This window comes from Spirillospora sp. CA-128828, from assembly GCF_050945415.1.
GTDB lineage: Bacteria > Actinomycetota > Actinomycetes > Streptosporangiales > Streptosporangiaceae > Spirillospora.
In genome coordinates this window covers 6,024,048-6,040,244 of the sequence record NZ_CP191986.1, presented here as the reverse complement: position 1 = coordinate 6,040,244, position 16,197 = coordinate 6,024,048, and the positions used below count along the sequence as shown (strand labels likewise).

The window sequence follows — 16,197 nt, the reverse complement described above, 5'->3', positions numbered from 1 at the left end:
CCACCCCGCACAGCTCCGAGAGGACGTCTCGTCCATGCGCAGAATCCCCCCGACCCGGGCCGTCGTACCGGTGCTCTCCTGCCTCTTGCTCACCGCCGTCACGGCCCTGCCCGCACGCGCGGACGCGGCGGGGCTCCGGGCCACCGGGCTGCGGACCGACGCGCTCGACGGCCCCGTCGGCGTCGGCGACGTCACGCCCACGCTGAGCTGGCGCCTGTCGGCGGCCGGGCGCGGCGCGGCCCAGACCGCCTACCAGGTGGTCGCGGCGACGTCCCGCGACGGGCTCGGCAACGCCGACCTGTGGGACTCGGGCAGGGTCGCCTCCGGCACGGCGAACGCCGTCTACCGGGGCACGGTGCTCACGTCCCGCCGCCAGGTGTGGTGGCGGGTCCGGGTCTGGGACGGCTCCGGGCGCGCGTCCGCCTGGAGCTCCCCGGCCCGGTTCGAGACGGGCCTGCTCGCCAAGGACGACTGGTCCGCCAAGTGGATCAGTGACGACCGGTGGCTGAACCGGGCGCCCACCCCGGTCACGGTCGCGCTGCCCGCCGACACCAAGACCCGTTACCTGCGGCTGGACGTCACGAAGCTGGGACTGCCGATCAAGGAGGGCAGCTCCCTGGTGTCCCGGCTCCAGCTCGCCGAGATCGAGGCGCTCGACCCGTCCGGGACGAACGTGGCGAAGGGCGCGGCCGTCACCGCCTCCGAGGTCCGCGAATACCCCGGCAAATGGATGCCGGAGTTCATCACCGACGGGTCGGTCACGACGCAGAAGGCGCCCTTCGGGTACACGGGGCCCACCTACGCCTCGCAGGACCCAGGGCATCACATCTGGCTCCAGCTCGACCTCGGCGCGGCCAAGGACATCTCGTCCGTCAAGCTGTACCCGCGCACGGACGTGATGACGAGCGACGGGAAGACACCGAACTTCCCCGTCGACTACGCGCTGCAGACGTCCGTATCGGCGGACGGCCCGTTCGCGACCGCCAAGACCGTCACCGGCCAGGAACCGCCGCCCGCCTACCAGACGGACCTGCCCCGGCTGCCGCTGCTCGCCCGCCAGTTCTCCCTGAAGAACACGGTGCGGTCGGCGCGGCTCTACATCACCGCGCTCGGCATCTACGACGCCACCATCAACGGCCGCCCGGTGAGCGACGCCGTCCTCGAACCGCCGAACACCGACTACCGCAAGCGCGCCGAGTACGCCGCCTACGACGTCACCGGGCTGCTGCGGCGCGGCGGCAACGCGATCGGTGTCCGGCTGGGCAACGGCACCTACAACGTCACCGCGACGAGCGACCGCTACACCAAGTACGTCGGCCAGCAGGGTTCACCGAAGCTGCTCGCCCAGCTTGAGGTCACGCTCGCCGACGGGACGACGACGCGGGTCGCGACCGACTCGTCCTGGCGGACCGACCTCGGCCCGACCACGTTCACCCACTGGTACGGCGGCGAGGACGAGGACGCCCGGCTCGCGCAGAAGGGCTGGGACGAGCCGTCCGCGAACCTGGACTCCTGGCGGCCGGCCGCCGAGGCGCCCGACCCCGGCATCGCGCTGACCTCGCGGATGTCGCCCGCGATCGTCCCCGTCGGACGCCGCGAGACGGTCAGGGTGACCCGGCCGAAGAAGGGCACCTACGTCTTCGACCTCGGCGAGAACGTCGCCGGGTGGCCGGAGATCCGCGTCCGCGGCTCGCGCGGCACGACGCTGACGCTCAAGCCGGGGGAGCGGCTCGGCGCGGACGGTCTCGTCGAGCAGGGCACCATGATCGCCGGTGGGGCGCAGAGCCCGCCGGTCGAGGACCACTACACGCTCGCCGGATCGGGCACCGAGACCTGGCATCCCCGGTTCGTCTACCACGGGTTCCGCTACCTCCAGGTGACCGGCCTGCCGTCCGAGCCGGGCAAGGACGCCGTGTCGGCCGTCATCCTGCGCGCGGGCAACGCCTCCGCCGGATCGTTCGAGAGCTCCGACCTGCTGCTGAACGGCATCCACCGCATCATCGACCGGTCGATCCAGGGCAACATGTTCAGCATCCTCACCGACTGCCCGGACCGGGAGAAGCTCGGCTGGCTGGAGGAGACCCAGCTGGTCCAGGGGTCGGTCACCCGCAACTACGACGTCGCGGCCTACTACCCGGCGCTGCTGCGGAACATGGCCGAGGCGCAGACCGCGGACGGGCTCGTCCCCGACATCGCGCCCGAGTACGTCCAGTTCTCCGGCGGCGTCCGCGACGACCCCAACTGGGGCAGCGCGATCATCATGGCCGCCTGGCAGCACTACCGAACCTACGGCGACACCGCCCCGCTGCGCGACTTCTACCCGAACATGCAGCGCTACCTGGACTACCTGACGTCCAAGGCGAAGGGGAACCTGCTCGACTACGGCCTCGGCGACTGGGCGGCCGTCGACAAGACCACGCCGCGCGGAGTGGCCGCCACCTACGGCTACCAGCGCAGCGCCGCCACGCTCGCCCAGATCGCGAAGCTGCTCGGCAAGGACGACGACGCCGCCCGCTACGGCAAGCTGGCGGGCGACATCGCCGGCGCCTTCAACGCCGAGTACCTGAACGAGGCAGGGCACACCTACGGGTCGGGCAGCCAGGCCGGGGACGCGTTCGCGCTGGACCTCGGCATCGTCCCGGACGACCAGGAGAAGGCCGTCCTCGACCACCTCGTCGCGTCCATCAAGGCCAAGGGGTACCACCTGACCGTCGGGGAGATCGCGCTCCCCGCCGTGTTCCGGACACTGTCGGCGGCCGGCCGCGACGACGTCATCCTCGCCGTCGCGCAGCAGGTCACCGACCCCAGCTACGGCTACCAGGTCGTGCACGGCGCGACCGCCCTCACCGAGTACTGGGACGGACCGACGGGCTACGGCTCGCAGAACCACTTCATGCTCGGCGCCATCGACGAATGGTTCGGCGCCGGCCTCGCCGGGATCGGGCAGTCGGGCGACTCGGTCGCCTTCGGGAAGCTCGTCGTCCGGCCCGCCGTCGTCGGCGACCTGACCCGCGCCTCGTCGGCGTACACGACGCCGCGCGGCACCGTGTCCAGCTCCTGGCGGCGGTCGGGGCACGACCTGCGGCTGGACGTCACCGTCCCGCCCGGCGCGCCCGCCCGTGTCGAGGTCCCGCTGCTCGGCGCGTCCGGCGCGACGGCCCCGGCCGGTGCCCGGTCGCTGGGCGTCCAGGACGGGCGGGCCGTGTACGAGGTCGGATCGGGTTCCTGGACGTTCACCGTCCACACGCCCGGCGCCGTGCAGCAGGACCGGACCCAGCTCGCCGTCGAGCCGCCGTTCGGCGTCGACATTCCGGTGCTCGACGGGAAGTCCGTGGCCGCCCGCTTCCGCGTCACCAACCTTGAGCGGCACGCCGTGACCGTCCCGGTGAAGGTCTCCGCGTCGGACGGCTTCACCGCCTCGGCAGGGGCGCGGGTCACGATCCCGGCCGGCGGCTCGACCGACGTCCCGGTCACGATCGGGCACACCGGCGGAGGGGCCGCCGGGACCGTCACGGTCACGGTCGACGACGAGACCGTCCAGGCCCCGCTGCACGTCACGTCCAACCTCGTCCGCACCGCGACGATGTCGGCGTCCAGCACCCACAGCGGCTCCTCGCCCGCCTGGACCAACGACGGCGGCACCGACTCGGGCGTCTGGCTGAACGGCGTCGGCGGCTGGAACGACGACACCGCCGGGGACTTCCCCGACACCCTCACCGCCACCTGGGCCGAACCGCAGCGCATCGGGCGCGTGAAGGTCTTCACACTGGACGACTCCGCCCACCCGGCCTCGAAGACCGGCATCCGGGACTTCGACGTCCAGGCCGAGGTGGACGGGAAGTGGACGACGGTCGCGATCGTCGCCGGCAGCACCGCCGGCACGGTCGAGAAGACCTTCGCGCCCGTCTCCGCGTCCGCGCTCCGGCTGGTCGTCAACGACTCCAACGACCACAACTACAGCCGCGTCATCGAGCTGGAGGGCTACTCCTCATGATCCGCTTCAGGGCTCTGCCGCCCGCGGCCGCGCGCCGGGCGTCAGCCCGGCTGCTCGCCGTGCCGGCGGCCGCGCTCGTGGCCCTGTCCGGGCTCGCGGTCGCCGGTGCCGGCGTGACCCCCGCCGAGGCCGCTCCGTCGTTCGGGCCGGTCGTCCCGGCCCTGACGAGCGGAACCTTCGCCGACCCCCCGGCCTCCGTGCGGCCCAAGTACCGCTGGTGGCAGCCGCTGGCCTACACCGACGACAAGGAACTGGCCGCCGAGCTCGAACAAATCAAGAATGCGGGAGGCGGCGGAGCGGAGGTCGCCCCGTTCAACGTGGAGGGCACCGGCAACAACACCCCGGAGTTCCTGAAGACCTACGGATGGGGCACCCCGCTGTGGGCGCAGAAGACCCGGACGATGCTGGCCGCGGCCAAGGCCACGGGGCTCGGCCTGGACTTCACCATCGGCCCGCGCTGGCCCGCGACCGTTCCCACGGTCGACGACGTCAACGATCCGAGCGCCCAGCAGCAGATCGTCTTCTCCTACGAGTTCCACAAGGGCGGCACCGGCAGGTCCGGTGAACTGCCCACCAACTTCAACGTCGCGCCGCCCGCCGGGGCGAAGAAGACGCTCATCGCCGCGCTCGTCGCCAAGTGCTCCGACGCGGGCTGCGCGTCCTCCAGCGCGCCGCGGATGCTGGACCGCGCGAGCGTCACCGACGTCACCCCGAAAGTCGACGCGCAGGGCGGCCTGACGGTCGACTTCCCCGGCGACGACGCGAGCACCTACGCGCTGATCGCCTTCTACCGGACGCCCAGCGGGCAGTCCCTGTCCGGCTACACCGCGACCGGCACCAACTACGCCCTCGACCCGTTCGGCAAGGCCGGGGCGAAGGCGACCACGGACTTCTACGACGAGCACTTCCTCACCCCCGACGTGCGGAAGCTGCTCGCCCGGATGGGCGAGAGCGACCTGTTCGAGGACTCCCTCGAACTGGGCTCCACCCAGAAATGGACGTCCGAGCTCGTCGGCCAGTGGACGAAGCTCCGCGGCTACTCCCCGGTCGAGGTGCTCCCCGCCCTCGCCGGCGCCGGCGACCAGGGAATCACCGACCGGCCGTTCTTCGACTTCGGCGGCGGCGTCGGCGCCCGGGTCCGCACCGACTACCGGCAGACCCTCAGCGACCTCTACATCCGCAACCGGCTCGACGTGCTGCGCGAGTGGGCCCACAAGCACCACATCAGCACCCGCGTCCAGCCCTACGGCATCCCGGTGGACGTTTCGGAGGCCGCCTCGCACATCGACGTGCCCGAGGGCGAGTCGCTGGCGTTCGGGCAGTCGGTCGGGGCGTACAGCAACGTGCAGGACTACCGGGTCGTCGCCACGGGCGCGCACGTGTCCGGGCGGCCGGTGGTGTCCGACGAGTGCTGTGCCTTCTCCGGCTCGGTGTGGGGCTCGACGGCCGGCGCCGGATCGGACGCCTCGAACCTGCAGGCGGTCTACCGGGGCTTCGCCGGCGGGGTGAACCAGGTCGTCTGGCACGGCTTCCCGTATCTGAGCAGAGGGCCCGCGGGCGCCGGCCCGCAGTCGGCCTGGCCCGGCATGACCTACGGCGGCAACACCTCCTACTCGGAGGCGTGGGGCGACAAGGGCGGCCCGAACTGGGCCGACTACCGCGCGGTCAACGACGACCTGGCCCGGATGCAGCTCGTGCTGCGGCAGGGCAAGCCCCGGTTCGACCTCGCCGTGTACTGGCAGGACTTCGGCATGAACGGCACCGGCACCACCGGGAGCGGGTCGAACAAGCTGATCCAGAGCTCCTCGGAGCTGGCGTCGGCCGGATACACCTATGAGTACCTCAGCCCTGCGCAGCTCCAGCGCAAGGACGCCTCCTACTCCCGCGGCGCCCTGTTCGGCGACGGCTCCGCCTACCACGCGGTACTGCTGAACGACCAGAAGACGATGCCGGTGGACGCCGCGGAGAAGCTTCTGCGGCTGGCGCGGCAGGGGCTGCCCGTCGTCATCGCCGGGAACGTACCGAGCACGGTGCCCGGAAACGGCGACGCCGCGCGTCAGGACGCACGGCTGAAGTCGGTGGTCTCCGAGCTGCTCCGGCAGCGCGGCGTGGTGCGGGTCGCGAGCGAGGCGGACGCACCGGACGCGCTGCGGCGCCTGCACGTCACGCCGGCCGCCACGCCGCACGACGGCTCGGGCGCGATCCTCGACGTGCGCCGTCAGGCGGGCTCCACCGACTACTACTACCTGTACAACCAGACGAACACCGCGACCGCGCAGTCGGTCACCCTTACCGGCGACGGCGTTCCCTACCGGCTGGACACCTGGACCGGCAAGATCACCCCGATCACGGACTACACGTCCGGCCATGGCACCGTCACCGTCCCCGTCCGGCTGGCCGGGAACGACGCCACGGTCATCGCGGTCACGCCGCGGCACGACGCCACCTTCACCGGCCACCCGCAAGGCCCCCGCGAACCGGCCGGGCAGGGGACGGCGGCCGTCCCGCAGCCGGTGAAGATCGACGAGTGGTCGCTTTCGGTGGACTCCTGGGGCCCCGGGGCCTCTGGCCGGCCCGGCGATACCGCGCACAAGACGCTCGGCCCGGTCTCGGTGAAGGCCGGCGCGGACGGCGCGCTGCCCGCCTGGTCGGGGATCACCACCGCCAACGGCCACCCCGTGGATCTCAAGGACGTCTCGGGTGCGGGCACCTACACGGCGCACGTCACCCTTGCCCCCGGCTGGAAGGGCATCGACACGGCCGAACTCGACCTCGGGACACCGGTGGACACCGTGCGTGTGAACGTCAACGGGCATGACCTCCCGGCACTGAACCAGGCTGACCTGCGGCACGTCCAGGTGGGCCGGTACCTGCGGCCGGGCGACAACGAGATCACGGTGCGGGTCGCCTCCACGCTGCTCAACGCGGTGCGCGTCGCGCCCGGCACCGGCGCCTCGTCGCGGACGCCGATGGACTACGGGCTGTTCGGGCCCGTCACCCTCACCCCGGCCGGCGGCGACCGGCCGGTGCTGACCGCCGGGGCCCTCGAACCGGAGCTGCCGCTGGCGGACGGCGGGTACAACCGGGCGAACGTACTGGTCACCAACGCCTCCGGCCGCGCGGCGAACGTGACGCTCACCGCGTCCGCCGCCGAGGGAATCGGCGCCGAGCCGGAGCGGGGCCGCGTCACGGTGCCCGCCGGCGGCTCGGTGACGGTGCCCGTCGGACTGCGCGACAAGGGCGTCTCGTCCGGCACGAGCACCCTGAAGGTGACGGCGCGCAGCGACGCCGGGCCGTCCGCCACGACGGCGGTGACCCTGCGGCACTCCGGTGACCTGGCCCTCAATCCGGGCGGGACGCCGTTCCCGCGCGTGGTCGCCGACGCCGGCCAGGACCGGTACCCGGCCAAGCTGGCCGTGGACGGATCGCCGAGCACGTTCTGGGTGTCGTGGGGACGCGCCGCCGGCCAGGGACCCGCACCCGCCGGCCCGGTGCGCTTCGGGCTCGACTTCGGCGCGCCCGTCGAGTTCGGCTCGGTCGTCGTGGGCGGGCGCTCCAGCTACGGGCCGCGCGACTACGGGGTCCAGGTCTCCTCGGACGGCCGGACCTGGCGCACCGTGGCCACCGCCTCCGACACGCCCAAGGAGGGCGGGACGACGACCTTTGCCAAGGTCAGCGCTCGCTACGTGCGCCTCGACATCACCAGGAGCTGGGACGGCATCAACGCCAACGTGCAGATGAGCGGGTTCTCGGTACGGCCGTAGGCCGGGAGGGCCGGGGCGGCGGTGCCCCCGCGGGCGCCGCCCGCCCCGGCCCTCCCGGCAGGTGACCGCAAGCCGCATCAACGAACTGGAGGTCGACCCTCGTGATTCGCCGTGACATGACACGTTCCGCCGGATTCCTCGCCGTCGCCGCACTGACCGCGGCGGCCGTCGCCGGGCCGCCGGGGACCGCCCAGGCCGCGCTGCGCGCCGGGCACGCACCGCAGTCCCCGGCCAGGCTGACCGTCGGGGATCAGGCTCGCCCGCTGAGCGTGGAGGGGGCGCCGTTGTTCGGCTGGACGCCCCGCGACCGCGACCCCGGCGAGGTGCAGAGCGCCTACGAGATCGTCGTGCGCGAGGCGTCCGGCAAGGCGGTCTGGGACAGCGGACGAGTCCGGTCGGGGAGCCAGGAGTACGTGAAGTACGCCGGGCCGTCGCTGTCGCCGGAGACGTCCTACACCTGGACGGTCCGGACCTGGGACGGCTCCGGAAAGCGCTCTCTGTGGGCGCGGCCCGCCGCGTTCGACACCGGGCTCGCCGACAAGGACTGGCAGGCCACCTGGATCCGGCGCACCACCGCGGAGGCCGACGACTACACGCTGGCCCGCAAGGACTTCACGGTCGGGGACTCGAAGGTCGTTCGTGCCCGCGTGCACATCGCGGCCGGTCAGCAGTACGCGCTGCACCTGAACGGGGAGACCGTCGACCACGGGCCCGCGTTCGAGTACGCCGACGACGGCTTCTACAAGACCGTCGATGTCACCTCCAGGCTGAAGGCCGGGCAGCCCGCCACGATCGGCGCGCTGTACCACTGGTACGGGTCGGGGCAGGGCCGGCCGAAGGGCGAGCCCGGGCTGCTGGTCCGGCTGGTGATCGACCACGCCGACGGGACGCGGCAGGTCGTGGTGACCGACGGATCGTGGAAGGTGACGCGCGGGCCTTGGAAGAAGGCACCGAAGCGCAACGGCGACGCCGGCGACTACGTCGAGGACATCGACGGGACCGCCGCGCAACTCGGGTGGGACAAGCCGGGCTTCGACGCCTCCTCCTGGCAGGACCCGCAGGTCGTCGGCGTCCATCCCGCGTCCGGGTTCAAGCACCTGCACGGGCAGGAGACCGCGCTCACGTACCGGACCGTCCGGCCGGTGAAGGTCACGCGGCTGGACTCCGGCGCGCTGGTCGCCGACTTCGGGAAGGTGATCCCGGCCGTACCGGTGGTGCGCTTCCGGGACGGCGTCGCCGGACGGCATGTCGACATGCACGCCTCCTACGTCCTCAACGACGACGGGACGGTCTCCCGCTCCAAGGACGACAACCAGGACACCGACCTCAGCTACGGCTACACCCAGCGCGACGGCGACCAGACCTTCCGGCCCCTCACCTATGTCGGGTTCCGCTACCTGGAGATCGCCCCGGGCTCCGGCGCCGAGGCGGACGACATCTCCGCCGTCCTCCAGCACAACGAGGTGACGCGCGAGGGCGCTCTCCGCACGTCGAACGCGGGGGTGAACGCGGCCTACGACCTGATGGCGCGGTCGGCGCTGTACGGGTCGCAGTCCCAGTTCCTCGACACGCCCACCCGCGAGAAGGGGCAGTTCCTCGGCGACTCGGTCGACACGTCGCTCGCGATGATGGGCGCCTACGGGGAGCGGCGCCTGACCCGGCAGGCGATCCGCGAGTTCATCGCCTCGCAGGCGCGGTACTGGCCGGACGGCCGCCTCAACGCCGTCTACCCGAACGGAGACGGCAAGCGCGACATCCCCGATTACACCGAGATGTTCCCCGGCTGGGTCTGGGACTACTACGAGCAGTCCGGCGACGCGTCCACGCTCGCGGAGGCGTACCCGGTGATGAGCGCGGTCGCCGGGTACGTCCGCCGCTACATCGTGTCCGGGACGGGCCTGGTCACCGACCTTGAGGGCGGCTCCGGGCAGTACAAGTACGGCATCATCGACTGGCCCGCGACCATGCGTTACGGGCACGACATGGACACCGCCGCCCGCACCGTCATCAACGTCCTCGGCGTGGACGTCCTGAACGCCACCGCCCGCGCCGCCGAGACCCTCGGCAAGACCGGTGACGCGGCGGCGCTGCGCGCGGACGCCGGGACGCTCACCGGCAACATCAACGCCAGGCTCCGGCGGCCGGACGGCGTCTACACCGACGGCCTGAAGAGCGACGGCGGCCAGAGCGCGCACGCTTCGCAGATCGCCAACGCCTACGCGCTCGCCTACGGCGTCGCCCCGGCCGGCACCCGCGCCACGGTCGAGTCCTACATCGCCGGGCTCGGCATGCAGATGGGGCCGATGACCGCGCACCGGCTCCTTGAGGCGCTTTCCAGCCGCCCCGAGGACGTCGTCACCCGCCTCACCGACACCAAGGGGCCGGGCTGGGGCAACATCCTCGCCCGCGGAGGCACGTTCACGTGGGAGTCGTGGGATGCGCCCGAGACCGGGCAAAGCTTCTCCCACCCGTGGGGCGCGACGTCGCTCGTGGACGTGCAGCGGACCCTCCTCGGTGTCACCGTGACCGCCCCGGCCTCGGCCGCCGTCCGGATCAGGCCACCGCTGACCGGCCTGGACCGCGCCTCCGGGAGGGTGCCGCTCCAGCGCGGCGACATCGGGGTCTCCTGGAACCGGGCCGGCCACGGCTTCTCCCTTTCCGTGGACGTCCCGGTGAACGTCCACGCCGAGATCCACGTCCCCGCCCGCTCGGCCGGCGACGTGCGCGTCTCCGGGTCCGCCCGCTTGACCGGCATGAGGGACGGCTACGCCGTGTTCGAAGCCGGCTCCGGGCACCTCACGTTCCGCTCGGACCACTGAGGTGGCTGCGATGAGCGAGGGAATGAGCCGCCGCCGCTTCCTCGGGGCGTCGGCGGCGGGGGTGACGGGCGCGGTCGTCCTCGGTTCGGCCGGGGGCCCGGTGTCCGCGGCGCCTCCGGCCGCGCGGACACCGTCCGGGCTGCTGACCTCCCTGATGCCGGACGGGCTCGGAGTCACCGCCAGGCCAAGGCTGAGCTGGCAGGTCGCGGACCTCGGTCCGGGGACGCGGCAGACGCACTACCAGGTGCGGTTCGCCACGACCCCGGCCCGTCTGGAGAGCGGCCCATACGTCTGGGACAGCGGGAAGGTCGCGTCGGCCGCATCCGTCGCCGTGCCGTACGGCGGTCCGGCGCTGTCGCCGCAGAAGGCGTACTGGTGGGACCGCGTCACCTTCACCGGCCCAGACGGCAAGGCGGTCATCGACGAGGACTTCGCCCGTGACCGTGGCACGTTCAGCGCGGGCACGGTCGCCGACGGCACCCTGACGCTCGGCAAGGGCCAGTCGACGCTGTCCTCGGCGGGCTCGGCCGACGACGACTGGGCGCTGCTACGCACCGAGTTCACCCCGGAGCGCAAGCGGGTCGCCGCGGCCGTGCTCCACGTCGCCGCCCAATCCCCGATGCCCGTCCGCCTACCCGGCGAAGATCTGGTTGACATCCTCCCTCTCGTGAATGAGGGGGATTCCAACAGCGACCGTCTACCCCGTGAGGGGCAGGTCGTGTTGAGGTTCACGGTTCGCGGGCCTGCCCAACGGCGGGCCTCCCCGTGCAGCAACCGCATGCCCTGCGGCCCCATCACGAATATTCATCGCCGCATTCACGTCGGCGTTGACCCGGAATCCGCAGGCCACGCACGAGAAGACCGCTTGGCTCTCACGGTTCTCCCCGGCGACATGCCCGCAGGCGTTACAGGTCCGCGACGTGTTACGCGGATCGATCTTCACGACCCGTCCGGGCGCCTTGTGCTCCAACCGGGTCACCAGAGCACCCCAGCTCGCGGCCAGGATGCCCCGGTTAAGTGCCGCCTTTTGCCTCACGCAGCGGCCCGGCGCCTCCACTGTGCCCCGCGCCGACCGTGTCATACCCCCGATATTGAGATCCTCAACGGCGATCACATCGAATCGGCGGGCCAGATCGGTGGAGGTCTTCTCGACCCAGTCCTTGCGCCGGTCGGTCTCGCGGGCCCGCAGCCGGGCGATCGCGGCCTTGACCCGGGCGCGCCGCTGGGAACCTGGCTGGGCGCGGGCGAGTTTACGCAGCAACCGCGCCAGCCGGGCCCGCTCCGTCTCCCGCAGCCCGGGGGCGTGAAGGAGGTCATCGGTCGACAGGGCCGCGCTGACAGCCACACCCCGGTCCACCCCCACGGGCTCGCCCGTGCCTGGCGCGGGAATGGGGTTGGGGATCGCGGCGAACGCGACATGCCAGCGTCCCGCCCGGTCCCGGGTGACGCGGTAGGACTTGGCGGCGTCGGGGAAGGGCCGGGACCAGCGGAACCGCACCCACCCCACCTTGGGGATCTTCACCTGCCCGACCCGGCGGGAGACGCGCCGCACGTCGCCGGGTTTGACCGCCACGATCCGGAACCCCTCGTGGCGTCCGGCCTTGCGCCAGGTCGGCCGGCGGTGGGTACCGGCGAAGAAGTGGCCCATGGCCTGGGTGAAGTCCTTGAGCGCCTGTTGCTGGACCGTCACCGACCCGGCGCGCAGCCAGGCGAACTCCGCCCGCGCCTGTGTCAACTGGCGGCAGTGCTCGGCGAAGCCCGGTGCCGACTCGCGCCCCGGCCGCCAGCAAGCATGCTGCTCGACCGCCAGGTTCCACACGAACCGGGCGTGCCCGCAATGCTCCAGCAGTGCTTGCTCCTGAGCGGGTGTCGGCTGCAGACGGTAGCGGGGCATGCTCAGCAAGCTACCGACACTCGCCGACAGAATCCGGAAAGCAGCGCGCAGCACGCGACCGCGTTCCCCGTCGCTCTCGGCGTCGCGGGGCCCGGCACGGTTCCCGATTCCGTCGTCCGCGCCCTGGGCAGGACCCTCGCGGACGGCGGTATGAAGGTCAGCGTCTATGGCGCGCAGTTCCTCCTGGACGCCCTGTTCGCCACCGGTCAGGCCGAGGCGGCGATCGGCCTGATGACGGCCACCGGCACGAACTCCTGGCTGCACATGCTGGACGATCTCGGCGCGACCATCGTCACCGAGGCGTGGGACCCGTCCCTCAAGCCGAACATGACGTTCTCGCACGCCTGGGGCTCGGCGCCCGCGAACGTCATCCCGCGCCATGTCCTCGGCGTACGGATCACCGCGCCGGGCGCCGCCGAGATCGAGATCCGGCCCCGTCCCGGGGACCTCGCCGAGATCTCCGGGCGCGTGCCCACCATCCGCGGCCGGGTCCTCGTCGCGCTGAACCGCGACGACGGTTACCGGCTGGACGTGGACGTGCCGCCCGGCACGTCCGCGCGCATCGTGGTCGAGCTCGGTGACGACGACCCGAGCGCCTTCCACGTCACCGGACCCCACGCCCGCGCCGCCCGCGCCACGGGCCAGGACGCCACCGGCCGGCTCCTCACCATCGGCCCGGTCGGCTCCGGCCGCACAGTGATCAGGAGAAGACAGTGAACGACGACCGTAACGGGCAGGGGTTCACGCGCAGGCGCGTGCTGCAGATCGGCACCGCCGCCGCCGCCGTGGCGGCCGCGGCCCCGGCTCTCGGGGGCGAGGCGGCCGCCCAGGCCGCACCCGGTCTCACGCCGGGGCCCGGGAGCGGCGGGTTCGCCCGCCCGGGCGCGGCGGTGCGGCCGCGGTTCCGCTGGTGGTGGCCGGACGGCCTGGTCGACCCCGCGGAGGTCCGGCGGGAGATCGACCAGATCGCCGCCGCCGGGTTCGGCGGCGCGGAGATCGTCGCCGTGCACCACAGCATCCGCGACAAGTCCGTCCTGGACCCGGAGGGGCACGGCTGGGGCACCCCCGCCTGGAACGCCGGCGTCGAGGCGGCGCTCGACCAGGCGGCCCGGCGCGGCGTCACCGTCGACCTGACGATCGGCCCGGCCTGGCCCGCCGCCGTCCCGACGATCACGCCGGACGACGAGGCCGCCGTCCAGGAGCTCGCGTACGGGACGGCGACCGTCGCGGGCGGGGCCACCCATGACGGCCCGGTGCCGGAGCCGGTCGCCGCGCCCGAGGACGGCGTGACGAAGCGGCAGCTCGTCGCCGTCCACGCCGTCAGGATCGACACCGCGAACGCGACCCGGAAGGAGACCGGCCTCGCCCCGGCGTCCTTCACCGACCTGACCGCGAAGGCCGCGGGGGAGCGGATCACCTGGACGGCGCCGGACGGCGGCGACTGGCTGCTGTTCGCCTACTGGCGGCGCGGCAGCGGGCAGCGGCCCGAGTCCGGCCCGCACTCGGCCCCGGACGGCTGCGTCGTCGACCACTTCAGCCGGGCCGGTACCCGTGCCGTCACCGCGTTCTGGGAGGCGCGCCTGCTCACCCGCGACATCCGCAGGCTGATCAGGCGGGCGGGCGCGACGCTGTTCGAGGACTCGATCGAGCTTGAGACGGACGCGCTCAACTGGACGCCGGACCTGCCCGCCGAGTTCAAACGGCGCCGCGGCTACGACCTGATGCCGTACCTGCCCGTGGTCGTCCGCTACAAGGAGAACACCAAGTTCGCCTACGACGCGGCGACGACGTCCCACGTCCGGCACGACTTCTGGCTGACGATCTCCGACCTGTTCAACGAGTACCACTTCGGGGCGATCGCCAAATGGGCACACTCGCTCGGGCTTGAGTACCGCGCGCAGCCGTACGGGCTGGAGACGGACGCCATCCACACCGCCGCCATCCTGGACGTCCCGGAGGGGGAGTCGCTCGGGTTCAAGAACCTGGACGACTACCGTGCGCTCGCCGGGGGGCGCGACATGGGCGGCCGGACGATCCTCTCCTGCGAGGCGGGGGCCTACCAGGGCGGCGCCTACAACACCACCTGGAGCAAGCTGCTCCGCACCATGGGCGGCGCCTATGCGGCCGGGCTCAACCAGACCGTCCTGCACGGCTTCTCCTACGCGACCGCACCGGGTGCGGCGTGGCCCGGGTTCGCGGCGTTCACCCCCTACAACGGCGGCATCGGATTCGCCGAGTCGTGGGGGCCGCGTCAACCGACCTGGCGGCACGCCCCCGACGTCGCCGGGTATCTGTCGCGGATCCACCAGGCGATGCGGGCGGGCAAGAGCCGCATCGACGTCGCCGTGTTCCGCCAGAAGGGCTACACCAAGACCGGTATCGGCGCCGGATGGTTCACCAAGAGCGGTGTCCCGCTCGGCTGGACGCACCAGCTCATCAGCGCGCCGCTGCTCGACCTCCCGTCCGCGACCGTGTCCGGCGGGCGGCTCGCCCCCGGTGGCCCCGCCTACAAGGTCATGTTCATCGAGGGCGACCGGTTCGCCGGCAACGAGTGCACGCTGCCGCTCGGCACGGCCCGCACCATGCTGAAGCTGACGAAGGCCGGCCTGCCGCTGGTGTTCCTCGGCGACTGGTCGGCCGCGACCGTTCCAGGGCTGGCGCGTGACGGCGAGAACGAGCAGCTGCGGGACGTCCTCAAGCAGGTGTTCGCACAGCCGCGCGTCCGCGTCGTGGCCCTGGAGGACGATGTTCCCGGCGCGCTGGCGGATCTCGGCCTGCGCCCGACGGTCGCCTACGCGCAGGCGTCCACGCTCCTCACCGCCCACCGTCAGGACGGCGCCGCCGACTACTACTACCTCTGCAACGGAAAGCACGCCGAGACGGTCAAACCGCCCGTCGCCGCCATTGATCACGACGTCACGTTCACCCGGTCCGACCGCAAGGCCGTCCCGTACCGGCTGGACCTGTGGACGGGCGAGACCGAGCGGATCGCCGTCTACCGCGAGGACGGCGACACGATCACGCTGCGGGTGGCGCTCCAGCCGTCCGAGGCCACCGTGATCGTGCTGGCGCGCGGCGGGCAGGCCCCCTCCGCGACCGCGTCCGACGCGGAACTCCGCGTCGACCGGCAGCGCCTCATCGCCCGCGCGACGGCCCCCGGCGGCTACTCCACCACGCTGCCGGACGGCCGGACCGTCGAAACCGTGATCGGTGCCGTGCCCGAGGCGCAGACCCTCACGTCCTGGCGGCTCCAGGTGGAGGACATGACGCCGGACGGCGTCCGGCGGCACGATCTGAAGCTCGACGCTCTGACGGCATGGCCGGACATCCCCGAACTCGCGGACGTCTCCGGCATCGGCACCTACACCACCACGGTGAACTGGGCCGGCGACGGCGGCGCGGTGCTGGACCTCGGCGAGGTCTTCGATACCTGCCGCGTGACCGTCAACGGCCACCGCCTCCCGGTCAGCGTGTTCGTCCCGGCCGTGGACGTCGGCCCCTACCTGCGGCGCGGCGCCAACACGATCGAGGTCGAGGTCGCCACGACGCTGAACAACCGGCTCCGCGTCTCCGACCCCACCGTCTACGGGGGCGCGTCCCGCCAGAAGTACGGGCTGATCGGCCCCGTCCGGCTGGTGCCCTATGGCGAGGCGGTGGTCCGCACCCGCTGAACCCGCGTGCGGGAGGGCGTTGGCCCGCCCTCCCGCACGGTGAACCCCTCATCCC

7 protein-coding genes are annotated in these 16,197 nt (G+C 72.5%); 5 read left to right on the top strand and 2 right to left on the bottom strand.

Translation table 11 applies throughout. The features are described 5' to 3' along the window. Positions 1–34: 34 nt before the first annotated feature. The 3 genes from ACQPXG_RS29265 to ACQPXG_RS29255 all read left to right on the top strand — a co-directional run bounded on the left by ACQPXG_RS29265 (position 35) and on the right by ACQPXG_RS29255 (position 10,577). Positions 35–3,994 (top strand): family 78 glycoside hydrolase catalytic domain, encoded by a 3,960-nt coding sequence (locus tag ACQPXG_RS29265; RefSeq protein WP_433462341.1) that lies wholly within the window; start codon positions 35–37, stop codon positions 3,992–3,994. Continuing rightward, on the top strand, positions 3,991–7,758 hold the full coding sequence (locus tag ACQPXG_RS29260) for a glycosyl hydrolase (protein ID WP_433462340.1): 3,768 nt from the start codon (positions 3,991–3,993) through the stop codon (positions 7,756–7,758). The genes ACQPXG_RS29265 and ACQPXG_RS29260 overlap by 4 nt, the downstream gene beginning before the upstream one ends. Before the next feature lie 116 nt (positions 7,759–7,874). Then, positions 7,875–10,577: a family 78 glycoside hydrolase catalytic domain gene (locus ACQPXG_RS29255; protein WP_433462339.1), complete on the top strand. Its 2,703-nt coding sequence runs from the start codon at positions 7,875–7,877 to the stop codon at positions 10,575–10,577. A 237-nt stretch (positions 10,578–10,814) separates the two neighbouring features. Here the strand turns inward: ACQPXG_RS29255 and ACQPXG_RS29250 are convergent, their stop codons facing one another. Together ACQPXG_RS29250 and ACQPXG_RS29245 are read right to left on the bottom strand one after the other, a co-directional pair. Further along, a complete protein-coding gene (locus ACQPXG_RS29250) occupies positions 10,815–11,132 on the bottom strand; it encodes a hypothetical protein (protein WP_433462338.1) in 318 nt (105 codons plus the stop codon). Between the two features lie 142 nt (positions 11,133–11,274). Next, entirely contained in the window at positions 11,275–12,471 is a 1,197-nt protein-coding gene (locus ACQPXG_RS29245; protein WP_433462337.1) for an RNA-guided endonuclease InsQ/TnpB family protein, read from the bottom strand. Here ACQPXG_RS29245 and ACQPXG_RS29240 point away from each other — a divergent pair. Together ACQPXG_RS29240 and ACQPXG_RS29235 are read left to right on the top strand one after the other, a co-directional pair. Beyond that, the gene (locus ACQPXG_RS29240; protein WP_433462336.1) at positions 12,370–13,188 is read left to right on the top strand and encodes an alpha-L-rhamnosidase C-terminal domain-containing protein; all 819 of its coding nucleotides are present in this window, start codon (positions 12,370–12,372) and stop codon (positions 13,186–13,188) included. The genes ACQPXG_RS29245 and ACQPXG_RS29240 overlap by 102 nt on opposite strands. Further along, positions 13,185–16,142, top strand: coding sequence for a glycosyl hydrolase (locus tag ACQPXG_RS29235; RefSeq protein ID WP_433462335.1), 2,958 nt, complete (start codon positions 13,185–13,187; stop codon positions 16,140–16,142). Before ACQPXG_RS29240 ends, ACQPXG_RS29235 begins: the two co-directional genes overlap by 4 nt. The last annotated feature ends 55 nt before the right edge of the window (positions 16,143–16,197 follow it).

Bases quoted from the DNA above. Each gene is read 5' to 3' on its own strand.
- ACQPXG_RS29265 (WP_433462341.1), top strand. From the start codon at position 35: ATGCGCAGAATCCCCCCGACCCGGGCCGTCGTACCGGTGCTCTCCTGC.
- ACQPXG_RS29260 (WP_433462340.1), top strand. From the start codon at position 3,991: ATGATCCGCTTCAGGGCTCTGCCGCCCGCGGCCGCGCGCCGGGCGTCA.
- ACQPXG_RS29255 (WP_433462339.1), top strand. From the start codon at position 7,875: ATGACACGTTCCGCCGGATTCCTCGCCGTCGCCGCACTGACCGCGGCG.
- ACQPXG_RS29240 (WP_433462336.1), top strand. From the start codon at position 12,370: ATGCTGCTCGACCGCCAGGTTCCACACGAACCGGGCGTGCCCGCAATG.
- ACQPXG_RS29245 (WP_433462337.1), bottom strand. From the start codon at position 12,471: ATGCCCCGCTACCGTCTGCAGCCGACACCCGCTCAGGAGCAAGCACTG.